This window comes from Arthrobacter sp. ISL-85, from assembly GCF_018613675.1.
Lineage (GTDB): Bacteria > Actinomycetota > Actinomycetes > Actinomycetales > Micrococcaceae > Arthrobacter.
This window is the reverse complement of record NZ_JAGGPQ010000007.1, coordinates 74,482-91,741: the sequence shown is the minus strand read 5'-3', so window position 1 is coordinate 91,741 and position 17,260 is coordinate 74,482. Positions and strand designations below refer to the sequence as shown.

16 protein-coding genes and 1 tRNA gene are annotated in these 17,260 nt (G+C 65.9%); 5 read left to right on the top strand and 12 right to left on the bottom strand.

The genetic code is table 11. The features are described 5' to 3' along the window. Window positions 1-6 precede the first annotated feature (6 nt). From J7I84_RS06130 to J7I84_RS06100, 7 genes are all read right to left on the bottom strand, one after another. Window positions 7-1,356, bottom strand: a complete 1,350-nt coding sequence (locus J7I84_RS06130) for an MFS transporter (protein ID WP_214942050.1) — start codon at window positions 1,354-1,356, stop codon at window positions 7-9. A gap of 209 nt (window positions 1,357-1,565) precedes the next feature. Further along, on the bottom strand, window positions 1,566-2,297 hold the full coding sequence (locus J7I84_RS06125) for a FadR/GntR family transcriptional regulator (protein WP_214942047.1): 732 nt from the start codon (window positions 2,295-2,297) through the stop codon (window positions 1,566-1,568). A 197-nt stretch (window positions 2,298-2,494) separates the two neighbouring features. Then, window positions 2,495-3,397 carry a succinate--CoA ligase subunit alpha gene (gene sucD / locus J7I84_RS06120; protein ID WP_214942044.1) on the bottom strand — a complete coding sequence of 301 codons (903 nt, stop codon included), beginning with the start codon at window positions 3,395-3,397 and terminating at the stop codon, window positions 2,495-2,497. Window positions 3,398-3,408: 11 nt separating this feature from the next. After that, window positions 3,409-4,578, bottom strand: a complete 1,170-nt coding sequence (gene sucC / locus J7I84_RS06115) for an ADP-forming succinate--CoA ligase subunit beta (RefSeq protein ID WP_214942041.1) — start codon at window positions 4,576-4,578, stop codon at window positions 3,409-3,411. A gap of 225 nt (window positions 4,579-4,803) precedes the next feature. Further along, entirely contained in the window at window positions 4,804-5,511 is a 708-nt protein-coding gene (locus J7I84_RS06110; RefSeq protein WP_396020039.1) for a hypothetical protein, read from the bottom strand. Between the two features lie 29 nt (window positions 5,512-5,540). After that, on the bottom strand, window positions 5,541-6,089 hold the full coding sequence (locus J7I84_RS06105) for an NAD(P)H-dependent oxidoreductase (protein ID WP_214942038.1): 549 nt from the start codon (window positions 6,087-6,089) through the stop codon (window positions 5,541-5,543). A gap of 29 nt (window positions 6,090-6,118) precedes the next feature. Beyond that, entirely contained in the window at window positions 6,119-6,796 is a 678-nt protein-coding gene (locus J7I84_RS06100; RefSeq protein ID WP_214942037.1) for an NADPH-dependent F420 reductase, read from the bottom strand. Between the two features lie 122 nt (window positions 6,797-6,918). On the opposite strand from J7I84_RS06100, the gene J7I84_RS06095 reads away from it, so the two are divergent. After that, window positions 6,919-7,497, top strand: coding sequence for a TetR family transcriptional regulator (locus J7I84_RS06095; RefSeq protein WP_311381079.1), 579 nt, complete (start codon window positions 6,919-6,921; stop codon window positions 7,495-7,497). 49 nt (window positions 7,498-7,546) lie between these two features. Here J7I84_RS06095 and pcrA read toward each other — a convergent pair whose 3' ends face one another. After that, the gene (pcrA, locus tag J7I84_RS06090; RefSeq protein ID WP_214942034.1) at window positions 7,547-10,099 is read right to left on the bottom strand and encodes a DNA helicase PcrA; all 2,553 of its coding nucleotides are present in this window, start codon (window positions 10,097-10,099) and stop codon (window positions 7,547-7,549) included. Between the two features lie 112 nt (window positions 10,100-10,211). Next, a complete protein-coding gene (locus J7I84_RS06085; protein ID WP_214942031.1) occupies window positions 10,212-11,042 on the bottom strand; it encodes an inositol monophosphatase family protein in 831 nt (276 codons plus the stop codon). A gap of 32 nt (window positions 11,043-11,074) precedes the next feature. On the opposite strand from J7I84_RS06085, the gene J7I84_RS06080 reads away from it, so the two are divergent. Further along, window positions 11,075-11,701: a hypothetical protein gene (locus J7I84_RS06080; protein ID WP_214942029.1), complete on the top strand. Its 627-nt coding sequence runs from the start codon at window positions 11,075-11,077 to the stop codon at window positions 11,699-11,701. Here the strand turns inward: J7I84_RS06080 and J7I84_RS06075 are convergent. Then, on the bottom strand, window positions 11,698-12,471 hold the full coding sequence (locus J7I84_RS06075; RefSeq protein ID WP_214942026.1) for a DUF998 domain-containing protein: 774 nt from the start codon (window positions 12,469-12,471) through the stop codon (window positions 11,698-11,700). The genes J7I84_RS06080 and J7I84_RS06075 overlap by 4 nt on opposite strands. 82 nt (window positions 12,472-12,553) lie before the next feature. Here J7I84_RS06075 and J7I84_RS06070 point away from each other — a divergent pair. The 3 genes from J7I84_RS06070 (at window position 12,554) to J7I84_RS06060 (ending at window position 13,553) form a co-directional block, all read left to right on the top strand. After that, window positions 12,554-12,626, top strand: a tRNA-Arg gene (locus tag J7I84_RS06070). A gap of 1 nt (window position 12,627) precedes the next feature. Further along, a complete protein-coding gene (locus J7I84_RS06065) occupies window positions 12,628-13,107 on the top strand; it encodes a DUF6314 family protein (protein WP_214942022.1) in 480 nt (159 codons plus the stop codon). Next, window positions 13,104-13,553 carry an NUDIX domain-containing protein gene (locus J7I84_RS06060; protein WP_214942019.1) on the top strand — a complete coding sequence of 150 codons (450 nt, stop codon included), beginning with the start codon at window positions 13,104-13,106 and terminating at the stop codon, window positions 13,551-13,553. The genes J7I84_RS06065 and J7I84_RS06060 overlap by 4 nt, the downstream gene beginning before the upstream one ends. On the opposite strand, the gene J7I84_RS06055 is transcribed toward J7I84_RS06060, so the two are convergent. Together J7I84_RS06055 and J7I84_RS06050 are read right to left on the bottom strand one after the other, a co-directional pair. Beyond that, on the bottom strand, window positions 13,550-15,463 hold the full coding sequence (locus tag J7I84_RS06055; protein ID WP_214942016.1) for an ABC transporter ATP-binding protein: 1,914 nt from the start codon (window positions 15,461-15,463) through the stop codon (window positions 13,550-13,552). The two genes, J7I84_RS06060 and J7I84_RS06055, sit on opposite strands and share 4 nt — an antisense overlap. Before the next feature lie 2 nt (window positions 15,464-15,465). Then, on the bottom strand, window positions 15,466-17,127 hold the full coding sequence (locus J7I84_RS06050; protein WP_214942013.1) for an ABC-F family ATP-binding cassette domain-containing protein: 1,662 nt from the start codon (window positions 17,125-17,127) through the stop codon (window positions 15,466-15,468). Window positions 17,128-17,260 lie beyond the last annotated feature (133 nt).

Sequence of the window (17,260 nt, the reverse complement as noted above, 5' to 3'; positions counted from 1 at the left end):
TGCTTCCTAGTGGGTTTTGGCGGCAGGAAGGGTGGCTCCGGGGGCGGAGACACCTTCAGGTCGGTTGCGTGCGTAAAGGTAGGTGGCGACGGCGGTTACGGCGAGGCAGGCGGCCAGGAAGACCAGGCCGGTCTGGCTGTTTCCGGTGGCGTCCTTGAGAATCCCCACGATGTAGGGGGCTACAAAGCCGCCCAGGTTGCCCAGCGAGTTGACCATGGCCAGCCCTGCTGCGGCCGCAGCGCCGGTGAGGGCTGCGGAGGGCATGGCCAGGAAGGGTGCAATCGCAGAGTAGATGCCCATGGCCGCAAGGGTCAGGAAGACCATGGCGAGCACCGCGTTGACGGGGAGCAGGAATCCCGCGCCCAGCAGGCCGACAGCGGCGATGACCATACTGACGCTGGCGTGCCAGACGCGGTTGCCTGTACGGTCCGAGCGCTTGCTCCAGAAGTATACGAACACTGCAGCGATGGCGTATGGGATGAAGACGATGAATCCCACCTGCGTTGAGTCGAAGTTGCCGAGCGCCTTGACGATGGTGGGCAGCCAGAGCCCCAGGCCGTAAATGCCGCAGACCAGTCCGAAGTACAGTGCCGAGTAGGCAATGGTGCGGGGATCCTTTAGACCTGCAAGGAAGTTGTGGTTACCCGTTTTCTGCTTGTCTGCCAGTTCAGCGCTCATGGTGGTGGAGAGCCATTCCCGCTCTTCCGGCTTGAGCCACTTGGCGTGTTCGGGCCGGTCCGTCATGACGAACGGCGTGATGATGCCCAGAATGATTGCCGGGATGCCCTCAAGGATGTAGAGCCACTGCCAGCCGTGCAGGCCGGCCACGCCTTCCAGGTTCAGGAGCATGCCGGACACAGGCGCACCGAGGGCGTTGGAGATGGGCTGGGCGAGGATGAAGATGCCCAACACGGTGACGCGCTGCGCAGCCGGGAACCAGAGAGTCAGGTAGAAGAGGACGGCGGGGAAAAAGCCGGCTTCTGCCGCACCCAGCAGGAAGCGGACCACGTAGAAGGTGGCTTCACCGTTCACCAGGAACATGGCGGTGGCGAAGATGCCCCAGCTGATCAGGATGCGCGCGATCCACTTCCGGGCACCAAAGCGGTACATGCCGCCGTTGCTCGGGATCTCCAGCAGCGCATAGCCCAGGAAGAAGATGCCGGCGCCCAGGCCGTAGGCGGCCTCGGTGAGCCCGATGTCCCCCTGCATGCCGAGCTTGGCGAAACCGACATTGTTCCGGTCCAGGTAGGCAACGAAGTAGAGAACGACGATCAGGGGCATGAGCCTCCGGCGTACTTTGCGGAGGGTGGCCTCGCCCAGCGCACCAAGGGCGGGGGCAGCAGAGCGGGAGGTCATTGCAGGCCTCCGGTTTCAGGGTGGGGACCCTTGAAGAGGGAATGCGCGCGCATGAAGACTCCTTTGGCTGGCGGCATTTCTTGGGGATGCTGATATCAGATGTCTGACGTCTGTAGGAGATTCTAGTCACAGTCCCGAGAGGCCGTCAAACACAGCCTGGGAGATCCGGAAGAAGGCGGCAGCCCATTCCGGGCAACGCCAGGCAGGCCCTAGTTGGCTGCGGTTGCAGAACGGCTGGCCAAGGCCAAGAACTGCTCGTAGTCCTCGAAGGTCTGGGTGATGTGGGCATCCATGGTGGAACGCGCGGTGGCCGGATCACCGGAGGCGATCGCTGCCAGGACCATCTTGTGGTGGTGGATCGCGTGGCGCTGTACGTCGGGGAACGCCGAGGTCTCCCGCCGCATGGCGTACAGCAAGGTGGACAGCTGGCCCAGCAGTGCCGGTACAAACGGATTGCCGGAAGCGCGCAGGACCGTGTCATGGAAGGCGATGTCTGCCACGGTCAGCGCGTCCACGTCACCGGCGTGATGCGCCGCTTCCATCTTGTCCACACTGTCCTGCAGGGCGGCGAGATCGGCCGGCCTGTGGCGGGAGGCTGCGAGTTCCGCCGCCCCGGTCTCCACCATCCGGCGGACCTCCAGCAGCCTCAGCGCCACCTGGTCCGAGGCCACTCCCCTGGACGCTGCCCGCATAATGGCATCCAGCCCCGTCCAGCGCTCGGGTGGATTGACGAACGTGCCCAGGCCACGTTTCACATAGACCACGTCCTGGGCCTTGAGTGCCTTCATCGCTTCCCGTGCAGTGAGGCGGCTGACCCCTGATTCCTTGGCAATATCCGCTTCCGGCGGCAGGGCGTCGTCGGCCTTGATCTGGCCGCTCAGGATGTATTCGAGGACCTTGTCCACGACGGCGTCGACCAGGGTGGGCCGCTTCTCTGCCATCGTCTTTTCCCCTGCCTGCGCGCTCGCGCGCCGCGATTTCCTTCCCTCAACATTACTGGATGCACCTGCGTTACTGGACGCGTCTGTGCACCTGCCGCCGGACCGCCGTCGATCGTTAAACACCAAACGCGGGACCACTCCTGCCGTCCCGCGTGCATGGGACGGGCCGGGAGTGGCCCCGCGTTCTGAAGGACTGCCTAGAGGGCTGCGTAGACCTCGCGCAGGAGCTTGGCGGTCTCGGACGGCGTCTTGCCGACCTTCACGCCTGCGGCTTCGAGGGCTTCCTTCTTGGCCTGGGCGGTCCCTGCGGAACCGGAGACGATGGCACCGGCGTGGCCCATGGTCTTGCCTTCGGGAGCGGTGAAGCCGGCAACGTAGCCGACAACCGGCTTGGTGACGTTGGCCTTGATGAACTCGGCGGCACGCTCTTCAGCGTCGCCACCGATTTCACCGATCATCACGATCGCCTTGGTTTCGGGGTCAGCCTCGAACGCGGCCAGGGCGTCGATGTGCGTGGTGCCGATGACGGGGTCGCCGCCGATGCCGATCGCGGTGGAGAAGCCCAGGTCGCGCAGTTCGTACATCATCTGGTAGGTCAGGGTACCGGACTTGGAAACCAGGCCGATGGGGCCCTTGCCCGTAATGTTGTTCGGCGTAATGCCAACCAGCGCCTCACCGGGGGTGATGATGCCGGGGCAGTTCGGGCCGATGATGCGGGTGATCTGGTTGCCGTCGGCGTCAACCGTGGCCTGGGCAAGGGCCCAGAACTCGGCGGAATCCTGGACCGGCACACCTTCGGTGATGACGACGACCAGGCCGATGCCGGCTTCGATGGCTTCAACAACGGCGTTCTTGGTGAATGCCGGCGGCACGAAGACGATGGAGACGTCGGCGCCGGTTTCAGCCATGGCTTCCTTGACGGTGCCATAAACGTTGATTTCGGAGTCGCCGTGCAGGACGGTGGTACCGGCCTTGCGGGCGTTGACGCCGCCAACAATGTTGGTGCCGGCCTTGAGCATCAGGGCGGTGTGCTTGGTGCCTTCGCCGCCGGTGATGCCCTGGACGATGACCTTGGAGTCCTTGTTCAGATAGATAGACATGGTGCGTCCCTTTACTTCGCTGCGTTGGCGAGCTCGGCGGCCTTGTCGGCGCCCTCGTCCATGGTGGCGGCCAGGGTAACCAGCGGGTGGTTGGCCTCGGCCAGGATGCGGCGGCCTTCCTCAACGTTGTTGCCGTCGAGGCGGACTACCAGCGGCTTGTTCGCGTTGTGGCCCAGCTCGGCCAGCGCACCAACGATGCCCTTGGCGACGGCGTCACACGCGGTGATGCCACCGAAGACGTTCACGAACACGGACTTGACCTGCTCGTCACCCAGGATGACGTCGAGGCCGGCAGCCATGACCTCAGCGGAAGCTCCACCGCCGATGTCCAGGAAGTTGGCGGGCTTGACGTTGCCGTGGTTCTCACCGGCGTAGGCAACCACGTCCAGGGTGGACATGACCAGGCCGGCACCGTTGCCGATGATGCCCACTTCGCCGTCCAGCTTGACGTAGTTCAGGTCCTGCGCCTTGGCCTTGGCCTCGAGCGGATCTGCAGCGTCCTTGTCCTCAAGCTGCGCGTGCTTGGCGTGACGGAACTCGGCGTTCTCGTCCAGGGAGACCTTGCCGTCCAGCGCCACGATGTCGCCTGCGCCGGTCCGGACCAGCGGGTTGACCTCCACCAGGGTGGCGTCTTCCTTCTTGAAGACGTCCCAGAGCTTGAGGATCACGGCGGCCACCTTGCCGCGCAGTTCCTCAGCGAAGCCTGCTTCAGCGACGATCTCGTCAGCCTTGGCCTGGTCGATGCCTACAGCGGGATCGATGGAGACCTTGGCCAGGGCATCGGGACGTTCGACGGCGAGCTGCTCGATTTCCATGCCGCCTTCAACCGAGCACATGGCCAGGTAGTTGCGGTTGGCACGGTCCAGCAGGACGGAGAAGTAGAACTCCTCGGCGATGTCGGCACCCTGGGCAATCATCACCTTTTTGACGGTGTGGCCCTTGATGTCCATGCCCAGGATGTTGGTGGCGTGCTCAAACGCCTCATCAGCGGACTTTGCGACCTTGACGCCGCCGGCCTTGCCGCGGCCGCCTACCTTGACCTGTGCCTTGACAACGGTTACGCCGCCGATCTTCTCGGCAGCTGCCTTTGCTTCTTCTGGGGTGTACGCCACGATGCCGGCAAGCACGGGTACACCGTGCGCCTCGAACATATCGCGCGCCTGGTATTCAAACAGGTCCACGGTTTAGTGTCCTTCTACGTCGAAGTAGTTTCTGTACAGTCGGACACCATCGGCAAAGACGATGACCGGGCTGCGGAATGCACGCACCGGCGGCCTGTCTGGAAACGAGCCACGCGGCGTAATGCTCCATGGGGAACTCTAGTCCTTTGGAGGGACCGGGCCGTCCCAGACTACCTCTTATGTGAGTAAGCACACTATTCTATGTAGCGTAGAAAAACCGCGGAATTACGGGCTTTTTTGGACCTCTGGCGGCTGTGGCTGGTTGCTTTTGGCCGGCCCCGGAATCAGCTCGTAACGTTCCGGGGAAACGAAGAACCCGACGCCGGCCGAGACGTTTCCGCACGCCACTCCACCGTTATAGGCGGAACAGCGCAGCCCGTTGCGTTCGAGGTTCTGCCCGTCCGCAAGCACAGGCAGTTGAGTCAGGGGCCCCGCCTTGTTTCCCTTGGGCCCGTACGCGCCCTCAACGGACGTGACGCCGGAGCGGCACTCCCCGTAGCGGGACGCGTCCGGCGCCAGGAGTGCCACGCCGCCCAGGTAGCCAAGATGGGTTCCCGCGCAGTCGTCCTTGATATCGGCGGGCTGGGGCCCCGGGTACGTGGCGAGTTCGCAGTGGGCTACCGGGACGATGGGCAGCTTGTTGTTGGCGGCGTCGCTGTAGCGGTTCTGCTCATAGGGGAGGTTCAGGTGTTCCCCGCGGGCGGACGTGAGCGAGCAGGCAATGGTTCGGTCAGCAGTGATGAAAGAGAGGACATCCGCGCCGCTGGAGAACGCCTTCGCGTCGGCCAGCGGTGCTTTTTCCAGTTGCTCCATGGGTGGGAGCGGAGCCGGCGGAACGTACGACGGGTCCTTGGTGGTCACCGTGCAGCCCGTAGCGGTTACAAGGAAAAGGGCGGCGAGCATCCCCCATACAGTCCGTCGCATGGCCTCCATTATGCCCGGCGGGCAGAGCTGGGGGCGCTTTAGCTTCCGACGGCGGCGGGCACCGCCGAAAGCAGGTCCCGGTATCGGCGGGCATGTGCCGCCAGCTCCGACGGCGTGGCGCGGGACGCACCATGCAGGACCAGGGGCTCTGCCAGGTCCAGACCGCACAGGCGTGCGGTGGCTTCCAGGGGGCGCAGCAGCTCAGCCATGGTGAAGCGGTTGTACCCGGCAGGCGTGTAGGAGGATGCCGGACCCCAGGTGGAGATGACCAGCTGCAGGCGTTTGCCCTGGAGCGCGTCCCCGCCTGCACCGTAGGCGAACCCATGCGTGAGCACCTGGTCCATCCATTCCTTCAGCACTCCGGGAACGGAGTACCAGTGCCAGGGGAACTGCAGCACCAGGGTGTCGTGCCTGCGGAGGAGTTCCTGCTCCCGGGCGGCGTCCACGCGACGGTCCGGATATGCGGACGCAGGGTCATGGACAGTGACTCCGTCGAGGTCCCCGATGGCGTTGGCGAGGTACGCGGTGACGCGGGATGCCGCCAGGTCGGGGTGCGCGACGACGACGAGGGTGCGGTGTGCGGTCATGGGAGGGCAGCGCTTCTCTCAGTATGTAGTCAGCGGACGATCTTGAAGTTGAATGCGGGAGTTCCGAGTGCGCCCCAGAGGCGGAGCCAGACCGGCAGGAGCATTTCGGTTCCACGGGCTGTGGTGATGTCGCCGAGGTCGACAACATCCTGGTGGCCAAAGTCCTTCAGCAGCCCTGCCACCACGGCTTTCGCCTCGGCATCGTTGCCGGAAACGAAGACCGTACCCGGATCGGACAGCTGTCCCGGGCGCGCCATGAGGTCGGCGTTCATGGTGTTGAGCGACTTCACCACGCGGGCACCGGGGAAGGCGCGCTGGATCTGCTCACCCAGCGAGTCCGTGTCCTTCACGAACAGGGTTGGGGGCATGCCCTTGCTGAAGTCGAGCGGGTTGGCAATGTCAAGGACCACCCTGCCATCCAGATTTCCTGCTCCGACCTGTTCCAGCACCTCAAGCGACGCCCCACCGTTGGTCGCGTTAACGATGAGCTCGGCGCCTGCCGCGGCGTCGGAGAACCGTGCCACCTTGATGGCGGGGTGTTCGGCAGCCCAAGCGGCCAAGGCTGGGGTGCCCATGGCGTCGGCCGTGGTTCGGGACATGGCGGCCTGGGGGTCGCGGGTGCCAATGTCGACCGAATGGCCGAGCTCCGCGAGGCGTGCTGCGATGGTGCGGCCAACCATGCCGGTTCCAAGTACTGCTGTCTTCATGCTGTTCTCCCTGCGGTGACGGGTCTGCAACCCTAATGTGACGGATCGTTCCCAAGTTTGTGACGGATCGTTCCGTCTGTCAAACTGGGTTAGCCGCTATCGGAGCAAACTTGAGGAGTGTCGTGGTGCGCAGGACGGCCGAGGAAAACCGGCGAAATGTTCTTGAGGTGGCAACGCGCCTGTTCTACACGCGGGGAATCAGGGCCGTGGGAATGGATACCGTCATCAAGGAGTGCGCGGTTGGCAACGCCACGGTCTACCGCCAGTTCCCCACCAAGGACGCCCTCGCCACCGCCTATGTGGAGGGACGTGCAGACGCCTGGTTCGAGCGCATGCGTGAGGCTGCCGGCGAACACGTGGATCCGCGGGACATGCTCATCGCCGTCTTCGAAGTGCTGGCCATGGACTGTGCCGGAAGCGGCTACCGGGGATGCCCCATGCTGAATACGAACACGGAGTTTCCCGAAGGGCAGCACCCGGCGCATTTGGCAGCCGTCACCCACAAACAACAGGTCCGCGACTGGTTCTGCTCCCTGGCGGTTGATGCCGGCGCCGAGGATCCCGGCCGGATCGCCGAAGAACTCCTCATCGTCCTGAACGGGGCCTACGCCACGGCAGCCGTCCTCGACGGCGGGACGTATGGAAAACGCGCCGTCGATATGGCCCGTCGGCTCATCGCCGAAGCCTGCCCGGGCACGTAGCCCCTGCGGCCCTCACCGGCTTCGGTGCGGCGCCGGGAGCGGACGTGCCCTACGCGTCGAGCTTGGTGAGCGGGGCGTACCGCAGCAGCAGGCGCTTTTCGCCGATGTCGAACTTCACCTTGGCCACGGTCTTGTCTCCGGCCCCTTCCAGGGCCAGGACTGTTCCGTTGCCAAAACTGGTGTGGTTGACCTTGTCCCCCACGCTGACGGCGATAATTTCCTTCTGCGGCTGCACCCGGTTCTTGGCGATGAACGCCGGGACGTCGGCATTGAAGCCGGCAGAGGAGTCTGCCCCAGCGCCGCGCGCGGTTCCGGCACCCCAGAACGATCCGCTGTAGCGTCCTGAGCCGATCGAGCCGCCGCCTCCCCAGGACTGGCGGCTGGTTCCTTCCCGTTTCCATTCCAGGAGCTCTGCGGGAATTTCCTCCAGGAACTGGCTGGCGGGGTTGTACTGGCTCTGGCCCCACATGCTGCGCACCTCGGACCGGGTCACGTACAGCCGTTTACGCGCGCGGGTGAGGCCCACATAGGCCAGGCGGCGTTCCTCCGCCAGTTCCTTGGGGTCGGTGGCCGAACGCTGGTGCGGGAAGAGCCCGTGCTCCATGCCGGTGAGGAAGACCACCGGGAATTCCAGGCCCTTGGCCGTGTGCAGGGTCATCAGGGTCACCACGCCCAGCCGTTTGGCCTCGGCCACTGCGGCATCAATGTCCGCGCCGGGGGCATCCGGGATCTGGTCGGCGTCTGCCACCAGGGACACCTGTTCCAGGAACGCGCCGAGGCTGCCCTCCGGATTCTCCTGCTCGTATTCGCGCACCACGGCCACCAGTTCGGCCAGGTTCTCCACGCGGGACTCATCCTGCGGATCGGTGCTGGAGCGCAGGGCGGCAAGGTAGCCGGTCTGTTCCAGGACGGCTTCGAGTGCTGCGGCAGCGCCGGATCCGGCGGCCACCTCTGCCAGGTCGTCGAGCATTTTCACGAAGCCCAGGACAGCGTTCACCGAGCGGGTGGCCATGCCGGGTGCCTGGTCCGCGCGGCGTGCGGCTGCCATGAAGGAAGTCCGTTCGCGGCTGGCGAGGGCAGCCACGGCGCCCTCCGCGCGGTCACCGATACCGCGCTTTGGTTCGTTGAGCACCCGGCGGAGGTTGACGTCGTCGTCCGGGTTCACCAGGACGCGCAGGTAGGCCAAGGCGTCCTTGATTTCCTTGCGCTCGTAGAAGCGGGTGCCGCCCACCACCTTGTACGGCAGGCCCACGCGCACCAGCACGTCCTCGATGGAGCGGGACTGGGCATTGGTCCGGTAGAAGATCGCGACGTCGCCCGGCCGAAGGTTCTCCTCGTCCTGGAGCCGGTCGATCTCCTTGGCGATGAACTGGGCTTCGTCATGTTCGTTTTCGCCAACGTAGCCGATGATCTTGTGGCCTTCGCCCTCGGCGGTCCACAGCCGCTTTTCCGGGCGGTTGGGGTTGCGGGAGATGACGGAGTTGGCGGCGCTCAGGATGTTCTGGGTGGACCGGTAGTTCTGCTCCAGCTTGATGGTGCGGGCTTCCGGGTAGTCCTTTTCGAACTCCACTATGTTCCGGATGTCCGCGCCACGGAAGGCGTAGATGGACTGGTCCGAGTCACCCACCACGGTCAGCTCAGACGCGCCCGGGCCCTCGCCCACGATCTCACGGACCAGGGCGTACTGGGCGTGGTTGGTGTCCTGGTACTCGTCCACCAATACGTGGCGGAACCGGCGGCGGTAGGACTCAGCCAGGGCGGGAAAGGCTCGGAACATGTAGACGGTCTCGGCGATGAGGTCGTCGAAGTCCATGGCGTTGGCCTGGCGAAGGCGCTGCGTGTAGCCCTTGTAGACGTCCGCTACCGCATGTTCGAAGGGGTCGTTGTAGTTGGCTGCCGAAGCAAAGGAGTCGGCGTCGATCAACTCGTTCTTCAAGGCGGAAATCTTGTGCTGGATGGCCTTGGGCGCAAATTTCTTGGGGTCCAGGTCAAGTGTTTTGGAAACCTGGGTGACCAGCCGGAGGGAGTCCGCAGAGTCGTAAATGGAGAAGTTGGACTTCAACCCGACGTTCGCCGCTTCCTGCCGCAGGATCCGGACGCAGGACGAGTGGAACGTGGAGATCCACATGATCTTGGCGCGGCCGCCCACCAGGGCCTCAATGCGCTCCCGCATTTCGGCCGCTGCCTTGTTGGTGAAGGTGATGGCCAGGATTTCGCCGTGGTGGGCGCGGCCGGTGGCGATGAGGTACGCGATCCTGTTGCTGAGCACGCGCGTCTTGCCCGATCCGGCGCCGGCGACGATCAGCAGAGCCGATCCGCCGTGCTTGACCGCTTCCTCTTGCTGCGGGTTCAGTCCCTCCAGCAACTGGGCAGCATTGGGGCGTCGGCTCCCATGGTGGCTGCCGTTGTCATTCCGGTTCCCGCCGTCCTGGTTGCCGTGCTGCCAGCCCCCGGACTGGTGCTGCCCGCTGACGTGCGGGTCCGGCATTCCGCCCGGCCCTGCCGTGGCGGCAACGCCTTCCGGCCCCGTCCTGGTGCGGGCGGTGGCGGCAGGAGCGGCCTTGAACGGTCCGTCAGAGTACGGGTCAAACAACATATCCATGGTGCCTACAAGTCTAGGCGTTGGGACCGACAACGCCTTCCAGCCTGTGGATCACCGGCCTTTATCCACATAGGGCAGGCGGGTAAGGGCGCATGTCACAGCACCGTGTCGCTTAGGCCACCGAGCCTGACTGAAGGGCTTCACGCAACTGCCGCACCGCCGTCGTTCCTCCTGCGATAAACCACTCCAGCCCGTTGACCCGGACTGTGTCCACGGCACCGCCGGCCGCGCGGACAATCGCCTTGCCCGGCAGCCAGTCCCATTCCGGGCAGCTGTGCTGGAACCAGCACCCCAGCTGTCCGTCCGCTACGCGGCTCAGGTCGCAGGAGCCGGAGCCCAGCATGCGGAGGGAGGCCGCGGAGGTGGCGGCCGCGTGCCACGGCATGGCGCACATGGGGTCCATCAGCCAGCTGGGGTGAATGTAGGTGGCCGCACCAAGTTCGGCAACATCGGTGGCGTTGCGCTTGCCGTCGCCGCCGGTAAAAGACGTCAGCGTATCGCCGTTGAGCGTGGCCGGCTGGTCATGCCCGCCGAGCCACAGTTTGTCCTCTTCGGGCTGGAAGACGGCCCCCAGGAGTACATCGTTGCGGTCCTTCAACGCGATGGCCGAGCACCAGTAGGTGGAGCCGTGCAGGAAATTGTAGGTCCCGTCCACTGGGTCGATCACCCAGGTGCGGCCGCTGTTTCCCTGGACGGAGGCACCTTCCTCGCCCGCGATGCCGTCGTCCGGGCGGCAGCGCCGCAGTTGCTCCAGCACGTAGGCCTCAGCGGCGTGGTCCGCCGCGGTCACCACGTCGGAGACGGAGGTCTTTTGTTCCGACTCCAGGCCGGCCATGCGCATGAGGAGCGCCAGCTGCCCGGCTTCGCGGACCAGTGCCGCCGCCAGTTCGTAGTCGTCCAACGAGGGGTCAAGAACAGCTGCGCTGTGTCTGCCGGTGGTCATGGGTTCAGTCTATGGGGCGGGATAATGGGGCCATGGCCAAAACTCCTGCCCAGCGGATCAAGAAGCACGGCGCCAACGCGGTTGTGCCGCAGCATCACTTGCCACCGGTGGTCAACCCCACCACGGCGCGCACACCGGAGAAGGCACAGGGCAACAGCAACCTGATTGTGATTGCCGGCGTGGTGGCCAGCCTGTTCCTGTTTTGGTACCTGCACCTGCTGACCCTGACCCAGCTGACTCAGCTTTCGCAGGGCATGGCCATGCCGGATTCGCTGGTGGGCGGTTTCGATGCCGGCTACATCGGCAGGCTGCAGGGGGTCATGAACAGTGAGGCCCTGGGCCAGCTGAACTACGTCCACAAGACCGCCGGCACACTCTTTCCATTGATTTTCGGGTTCACGTGGCTGCTGCTCATTGGGACCAGCGTGGCCCGAAAGGCGGTGCGCTGGGGTCTTTGGGCTTTGCCCATCCTGTTCGTAGTGGTTCGGCTGTGGGGCAACGTAGCCGTTGACGCAATGATGGGCACGCCAGGTCCCAACGCCGGCCAGGTCGCCCTGGCGTCCGGCCTCACCATTGCAGGCTGGGTTCTTCTGGTGCTGAGCCTCCTCGCCGGCGCGGCGGCAGTGTTCCTGAACAGCCGGAAACGGAAAGAGCGCTAAACCGCAGTTGCCCTTGCAGCCGCTGCTGCTGCCCGCCGTTCCTTCCGGTGCCGGTGCACGCGCTGCGCTATCACCAGCCCTGCAGCAGCCATCCCCACGGTCACCGGGTAACCCATGAGCCGCTCCAGCGTGCCGGGCTCGGGAACCATCATGCGGGTAAGCCCACCTGTGGCTGTGGCCGCGAGCGAGACGCCGCCGCATACCAGGAGGAACCAGGCCATTCCCGTCTTCCGGAGCCAGAGGACGCCCAGCACCAGCAGGGCCGTCCCGCCCGAGGCGAAGTACGTGATGGCCCCGAAGTAGTGCCAGGGTGAACCCGCGTCCTCCGGGACCAGCCCCACAACCACGGTTCCCGCCCCGGCGGCTCCGGTGAGGAGCCGGAAGGCGGAGGCCGCGAACCAGGGTTCCCTTCTGGCCCAGTCCACCCGCGTACCGGGCCGGGCCGCCACGCGCAGCAGCCCCGAGGTCAGCAGTACCGCCCCTACCAGCAGCCCCAGGCCCTGGACCACGAACGACGCATTCATCAGCCAGTTCAACGGTGAGCAGACATCCCGCCCGGAATAGATTCCACAGTGCAGCGCACCCAGGTCACTGATGTACCCGGTCCGCAGGTCATAGGGACGTGGTCCCGCCCACGCCATGGCCACGGCTGCCTCAGCGGCAAAGTACTGCAGCACGCTGAGGACGGCCCATGCCCCGATGTATTGCCGGGTGGACGCTGCGTTCGGGGTGAAGGCAGTGGCAGGAGCGGCAGTTGGGGCTGGACTCATGCCTTGAGCGTAGTACGGCCCGGCACCTTGTATGCTTGTAACCGTGTCCGGACGGACGGCCCCGCCGAACCCCCGGACGCCCGCCCTCGTAGCTCAGTGGATAGAGCACGGCTCTCCTAAAGCCGGTGTCGTTGGTTCGATTCCAATCGAGGGCACTTGAACTCCAGCTCCCCGGAGCCCAGCCTCCGCGATTACCTCCTGGGCAGCCGTCCAACCGGCTACGCTGGGCCGCCGGGCCATTGGCAGGTGGAACGGGACATGCTGGACAGGTCGGACGGCACCCGCGGCACCTTTTCCGGCGTCGTGGTTTTCACTCCAACGGACGACGGCGGCCTGGCCCTTCGCGAGGAAGGCACTATGCACTGGCCTGCTTTTACCGGGCCCGCCTCCCGGGATTACGTCCTGAAACCCGCGCCGCGGCCCGACGCGCTGGACGTGTTCTTTCCCGATGGCAGGCCGTTCCACAGGATGAGCTTCACACCGGACACCAGCCAGGACACCCACTGGTGCGACCCGGATACCTACAGCGTGTCCTACACCCGCCAGGGCCCGGATGCGTTCCGCTACAGCTGGGACGTGACCGGTCCCCGCAAGGACCTCCTGCTGGTCTCGCGCCTTGCCAGGGTGGCGGCATGAAGGACCTGATTGTGGTCTCCGCCGTCTGCGTCTTCGATGGTGCCGGTCGGCTCCTGACCGTGCGGAAGCGCGGAACCACCATGTTCATGCATCCCGGAGGCAAACCGGAACCTGGCGAATCGGCGGTGCAGGCCGCGGCGAGGGAGCTCGCGGAAGAGGTAGGGATCGAGGTCCGCCCCCAGGAGCTCGAACTGATGGGGGTGTGGATCGCCGACGCTGCAAATGAGGCCGCCACCGATATCGAAGCCACCGTCTTCCTCGCCCCGGGCACCTGGCAAGCCACTCCCGCAGCCGAAATCGCCGAGATACGGTGGCTGGACATCAGCGGATCCGGGGGCGCGGCCCTCCCGCAGGATCTTGCACCGCTGCTGACGGACCACATTCTGCCCCTGCTGGCGGCACGGGCAGGCCGGGAAGCCGCCCAAGCGTCCAGGCCTGCCCCCTAGAGCTCCGGAACGGCCTCCTGCGCCACAGCGGTGGCTTCGGCGAACTGCGTCCGGTACAGCTCGGCGTAGCGGCCGTCGGCTGCCAGGAGCTCGGTGTGGGTTCCGCGTTCCACGATTTGGCCGCCCTCCACCACCACGATGGCGTCCGCGGCGCGGACGGTGGACAGGCGGTGGGCAATCACGACGGCGGTGCGTCCCTCGAGTGCGGCGCCGAGGGCAGCCTGCACGGCGGCTTCGTTCGTGGAGTCGAGCGCGGCGGTGGCTTCATCGAGGATGACCACCCGGGGCTGGGCGATGAGGAGGCGGGCGATGGTCAACCGCTGGCGTTCACCGCCGGAGAGCCGGTAGCCCCGCTCCCCCACCACGGTTTCCAGTCCGTCCGGGAGCGACCTGATCATCGTCTCCAGGCGCGCCTGGCGCAGGACGTCCCACATGTCCTCATCCGTGGCGTCGGGCCGGGCCAGCCGAAGGTTGGATGCGATGGTTTCGTGGAACAGGTGGCCGTCCTGGGTCACCATTCCCAGGGTGTCCCGCAGGGAATCGAAGGTGGCGTCCCGAACGTCGAGTCCGGTCCCGGGCCTGGTGCCGCCGAGCCGGACGGCACCCGCGTCAACGTCGTACAGCCGCGACAGCAGCTGGGCGATGGTTGACTTGCCGGCGCCGGAGGAACCCACCAGCGCCACCGTCTGGCCCGGCTCCACCCGGAAGCTGACGCCGTGCAGCACTTCCTCGCCACCCCGGGTGTCCAGGGTGGATACCTCCTCGAGCGAGGCCAGCGAGACCTTATCGGCCGAGGGGTAGGCGAAGCGAACGTCGTCGAACTCAACGGACACCGGGCCGGCGGGGACCGCCACAGCGTCCGGCTTCTGCTGGATCAGCGGCTCCAAGTCCAGGATTTCAAACACCCGTTCAAAGCTGACCAGCGCGCTCATGACCTCCACCCGGGCGTTGGACAGCGCCGTGAGCGGGGCGTAGAGCCGGGTCAGGAGCAGCGCCAGGACCACCACGTCGCCTGGCGCGAGCTGGCCGCCCAGGGCGAGCCAGCCGCCAAGTCCGTACACCAGCGCCAGTGCGAGCGCGGATACCAGTGTCAGGGCGGTAACGAACGTGAACTGGAGCATCGCCATGCGGACGCCAATGTCACGGACCCGTCCTGCGCGGGCAGCGAACTCGCGGGATTCCTCATCGGGGCGGCCGAACAGCTTGACCAGCGTGGCCCCCGGCGCGGAGAACCGCTCCGTCATCTGAGTCCCCATGGCGGCGTTGTGCGCAGCGGCTTCGCGGCGCAGGTCCGCCAGCTTGGAGCCCATGCGCCGGGCCGGGATCAGGAAGATGGGCAGCAGCACCATAGCCAGCACCGTCACCAGCCAGGACTTGTTGAGCATCACGGCCAGGGTCAGAATCAACGCCACGGAGTTGCTCACGACGCCGGACAGGGTACCGGCAAAAGCGGACTGCGCCCCGATGACGTCGTTGTTGAGGCGGCTGACCAGCGCTCCCGTCCGGGTGCGGGTGAAGAAGGCGATGGGCATGCGCTGCACGTGGTCGAACACCCTGGTGCGCAGGTCAACGATGACGCCTTCGCCGATGGTCGAGGACAGCCAGCGGGTCAGCAGCCCCACTCCCGCTTCGCCCACGGCCACGATGGCGATCAGCACGGCCAGCCAGATCACCGTGCTGGCGGCGGCCTTGTCGATGATGGCGTCAACCACCTGGCCGGCGAGCACCGGGGTGGCGACGGCCAGGAAGGCTGCTGCGATGGAGGAGATCACGAAAGCGATGAGCTTGCCCTTGTGCGGCGCAGCGAAGGCGAGAACCCGCTTCAGGGTTTCCTTGGAGAACGGCTTGGAGCCGCTCTTTGCGGTGCTGATGTTGTACAGCGAGCTCCAGGCCACGCGGTCCATGCTCATCTTTATTTCTCCTGGCTTGCAGTGTGGTGGAGCTCCTGGACTTTGCCGTCTTCCAGGTGCCACCGGTAGTCGAGTCGGACGTTTTCCAGCAGCCGGCGGTCGTGGGTGACCAGCAGCAGCGCTCCGTCGTAGCTTTCAAGGGCCTCTTCCAGCTGCTCAATGGCCGGCAGGTCGAGGTGGTTGGTGGGTTCGTCCAGCACCAGCAGGTTCACCCCGCGCGCCTGGAGCAGCGCCAGGGCTGCCCGCGTCCGCTCCCCCGGCGACAGCGAATCCACGGCCCGCGACGTGTGGTCCGCCTTGAGGCCGAACTTTGCCAAAAGGGTGCGCACATCGGCACTGTTCCAGTCGGCCAGCAAGGCTTCGACGGCGTCACCCAGAGGCAGGGCGCCGTCGAGCAGCCCGCGGGCCTGGTCGATTTCGCCGACGGCGACGGTGGCACCCATCGAAGCGTCGCCGTCCTCCGGTGCCTGGGTTCCCAGCAGAAGGCGCAGCAGGGTGGACTTTCCGGCACCGTTCGGTCCCGTGATACCAATGCGCTCACCTCCGTTGAGCTGGAGGTTCACCGGTCCCAGCGTAAAGGTGCCCTGGCGTGCCACGGCGTTGCGCAGGGTGGCCACCACTGCACTGGAGCGCGGCGCCTGGCCGATGCTGAACTGGAGCTGCCATTCCTTCCGGGGCTCCTCCACGGCGTCCAGCCTGGCGATGCGCGATTCCATCTGGCGGACCTTCTGCGCCTGCTTCTCTGAGGACTCCGTGCTCGCGGCGCGACGGATCTTGTCGTTGTCAGGGCTCTTCTTCATGGCGTTCCGGACACCCTGCGAACTCCACTCCCGCTGGGTCCGGGCCCGTGACACCAGGTCCGCCTTGGTGGCAGCGAACTCGTCATACTTCTCACGGGCGTGCCGCCGCGCCACCGCGCGTTCCTCCAGGAAGGCGTCGTAGCCGCCGTCGTACACGTCCACGCTGTTCTGGGCCAGGTCCAGCTCAACCACTCTGGTCACGCAGCGGGCCAGGAATTCACGGTCGTGGCTGACCAGGACCACTCCGCCGCGCAGCCCCGTCACAAAGTTTTCAAGGGTGGCCAGGCCGGCGAGATCGAGGTCATTGGTGGGCTCGTCCAGCAGCACCACATCGAAGCGGCTCAGCAGCAGGGCAGCCAGCGCCACCCGGGCCGCCTGGCCGCCGGACAGCCCGGTCATCAGCGATTCGGGGCCGGCGTCCAGCCCCAGCCCGGCAAGCACAGCGGGGATCCTGTCATCCAGATCGGCGGCACCGGAGGCCATCCACCGGTCAAAGGCGCGGGCGTAGGCATCATCAGCCCCGGGGGCACCTGAGCCCAACCCCTCCGCGGTGGATTCCATCTCAAGGGTGGCGGCCGCGCAGCCGGTGCGGCGGGCAATGTAGCTTGCCACTGTTTCACCCTGGACGCGCTCATGTTCCTGCGGCAGCCAGCCAACGAAGGCGTCGGCCGGGGCAAGGCTGACGGAGCCTCCCTGTGGCTGGTCGACACCGGCAAGGAGACGCAGCAGGGTGGATTTTCCGGCGCCGTTTGCGCCCACGACTCCGACCACGTCGCCGGGGGCCACAGTCAGCGAGAGCCCGGAAAAAAGCATGCGGTGCCCATGGCCGCCGGAGACGTCCTTGGCAACAAGGGTTGCAGTCATCGATTCGTCCTTTCGCCGCTGCCCGGACAGCCGTTGACGGCCGGCAGAGGCGGCGAAAAGCGGCCGCGGCGCCGCTGGGGCTGCAGGACATAGAAGAGCCCGCTGGTCCGGACTTGGGGGGTGTACGGACCAG